General features: G+C 59.0%; 3 protein-coding genes. All 3 read left to right on the top strand.

The genetic code is table 11. The annotated features are described in order from the left end of the window. A partial coding sequence (locus tag AC5E6N_RS23990; protein ID WP_491750171.1) for a SufD family Fe-S cluster assembly protein occupies positions 1–559 on the top strand: 559 nt, incomplete at its 5' end. Between the two features lie 71 nt (positions 560–630). Then, positions 631–1386 carry a Fe-S cluster assembly ATPase SufC gene (gene sufC, locus AC5E6N_RS23985; RefSeq protein ID WP_491750170.1) on the top strand — a complete coding sequence of 252 codons (756 nt, stop codon included), beginning with the start codon at positions 631–633 and terminating at the stop codon, positions 1384–1386. Between the two features lie 26 nt (positions 1387–1412). Next, a complete protein-coding gene (gene sufD / locus AC5E6N_RS23980) occupies positions 1413–2684 on the top strand; it encodes a Fe-S cluster assembly protein SufD (protein ID WP_491750169.1) in 1272 nt (423 codons plus the stop codon). Positions 2685–2695: the final 11 nt, after the last annotated feature.

Here is a 2695-nt window from a genome sequence, read left to right as displayed (position 1 = left end):
TAACTCAAAGATCTCCTGGACGCAGGTCGAGACCGGCTCGGCCATCACCTGGAAATACCCGTCCTGCATTCTGCGTGGCGACAATTCGCGCGGCGAATTCTATTCGATTGCCGTGTCGAACGGCCGTCAGCAGATCGACAGCGGCACGAAGATGCTCCATCTGGGCAAGAACACGTCGAGCCGGATCATCTCGAAGGGCATTTCCGCCGGGCATTCGAACAACACCTATCGTGGCCAGGTTTCCGCCCATCGCAAGGCGGCCAACGCGCGTAATTTCACCCAGTGCGATTCGCTGCTGATCGGCAACAATTGCGGGGCGCATACGGTTCCTTACATTGAGGCCAAGAACGCCACGGCGCAGTTCGAGCACGAGGCGACGACGTCGAAGATCTCCGAAGATCAGCTTTTCTACTGCATGCAACGCGGTATTCCGGAGGAAGAGGCGATCGCGTTGATCGTCAACGGCTTCGTCAAGGAAGTGATCCAGGAGCTGCCGATGGAGTTTGCCGTCGAGGCCCAAAAGCTCATTGGAATCAGCCTGGAAGGCAGCGTCGGCTAACCTTGGACATTATCACGGCGCGCGCGCCTGAGGGCGCTTTTGCGCTGCCGCCAATCGAGGAATTTACATCAATGCTTGAGATCAAGAACCTGCATGCCCGTATCGCCGAGGATGGAACCGAGATCATCCGTGGCCTCAACCTGACCGTGAAGAACGGCGAGGTGGCCGCCATTATGGGACCGAACGGTTCCGGCAAGTCGACCCTGTCCTACATTCTGACCGGCCGTGAAGACTATGAAGTGACCGAGGGTGACATCCTCTATAATGGCGAGAGCATCCTCGACATGGATACGTCCGAGCGTGCCGCCGCCGGTATCTTCCTCGCCTTCCAGTATCCGGTCGAAATTCCCGGCGTTGCCACGATGCAGTTCCTTAAAGTGGCAATGAACGAGCAGCGCAAGACCAACGGGGAAGACGAACTCACAACACCGGAATTCATTCGCCGCGTGCGTGCCGCCGCGGGCGAATTGAAGATCGACATGGACATGCTCAAGCGTCCGCTGAACGTCGGCTTTTCCGGCGGCGAAAAGAAGCGCGCGGAGATTTTGCAGATGGCGCTTCTGCAGCCGAAACTGTGCGTTCTCGACGAAACCGATTCCGGGCTCGACATCGATGCGCTCAAAGTGGTGTCCGACGGGGTAAATGCGCTTCGCTCACCCGACAGGGCCATTGTCGTCATCACCCACTACCAGCGGCTGCTTGAACATATCGTCCCGGATACGGTGCACGTGCTCTACCAGGGCCGTGTGATCAAGTCGGGCGACAAATCTCTGGCGCAGGAACTTGAAACCAACGGCTATGCCGACATTATCGACAACGCTGCCTGATGGCGGCTGGTGGAAAAGGTTTCGTGATGAATATGCAAAGCAAAAGACCGATCACCGCCGCCGAGCAGGCGCTTGTCGACACCTTCGGCAACAGGACTGACAGTCTTCCCGGAGACGGCGCCATCGCGGCGATCCGCAACGGCTTCATGGATGACATCAAGTTCGAGGGGCTGCCGACCCGGCGGGTTGAGGCGTGGCACTACACCGACCTGCGCAACCTTCTAAAGGCGGTTCCGGAGGATGATGCCGATGGCGCGGACGGCGCGGTGCCGTCGCTTGTCGACGGCACCGACGTGCTGGTTGTTGCAAACGGCCATGCCCTGGACGGCGAGATTTCCGGTTGTATCGAATTGAAGCATTACCGTGATGCGCTCAACAACGGCACGGCCGCCCATCGCATGGTGCTGCAGAACAAGGATGATCTGATCGGGCGTTTGAACGGCGCGCTTGCCGGTGACGGATTTGACCTGACGGTTCCCGCAGGCGCCGCACTCGAAAAGCCGGTCGAAATCCAGATCGTTCAGAACGGCGGGCAGGCCCATTGCCGGTTTTCCGCCACCGTTGGCGATGGCGCCAGCGGCACGTTCTTTGAGCGGCATGTCGGCGGAGAGGCAGACACGCTTGTCTCTTCGGTGACGGATTTGAAGGTGGGCGCCGGTGCTCGGCTCGTCTGGGTCGTCAGTCAGGAAAGGGGTCTTTCCGATACACATTTCGGCCAGATCAATGTCGACCTCGGCGCCAATGCCCATCTGACCCTGTTTCTCGCCAACTCCGGCGGCAAGCTGGTGCGCCAGGAAATCAACATCAAGGCGAAGGGCGAAGGCTCGCAGCTTGCGCTCAGCGGCGTCAACCTGCTGGGCGGCGACAGCCATACCGATGTGACCATGGTCCTGGATCACCTAGTGCCCGATTGCATCTCAACCGAAACGTTCCGCAACGTGGTCTTCGATCGCGCGCGCGGTGTGTTCCAGGGGCAGATCAACGTGGCGAAAATCGCCCAGAAGACCGATGCGCGCATGGCCTGCAATACGCTTCTTCTGTCTGACGGCGGTGACTTCTCCGCCAAACCGGAACTGGAAATCTTTGCCGATGACGTTCAATGTGCCCATGGCGCGACGGTCACCGACATCGACGAGAACCACCTTTTCTACATGCGTGCCCGGGGCATATCCGAGAAGCGGGCAAGGGCGATGCTGGTCAAGGCCTTTATTGCCGAGATTGTCGAGGAGCTCGAAGATGCGGCGTTGATCGAAGCGCTGGAAACGCGTTTTGAGAACTGGCTAGACAATCATGGCTGACACTTCACAGG

It is taken from the genome of Hoeflea sp. (assembly GCF_984452065.1).
Note: the sequence above shows the minus strand (reverse complement) of the source record. Positions and strands in the feature narration are given on the sequence as shown.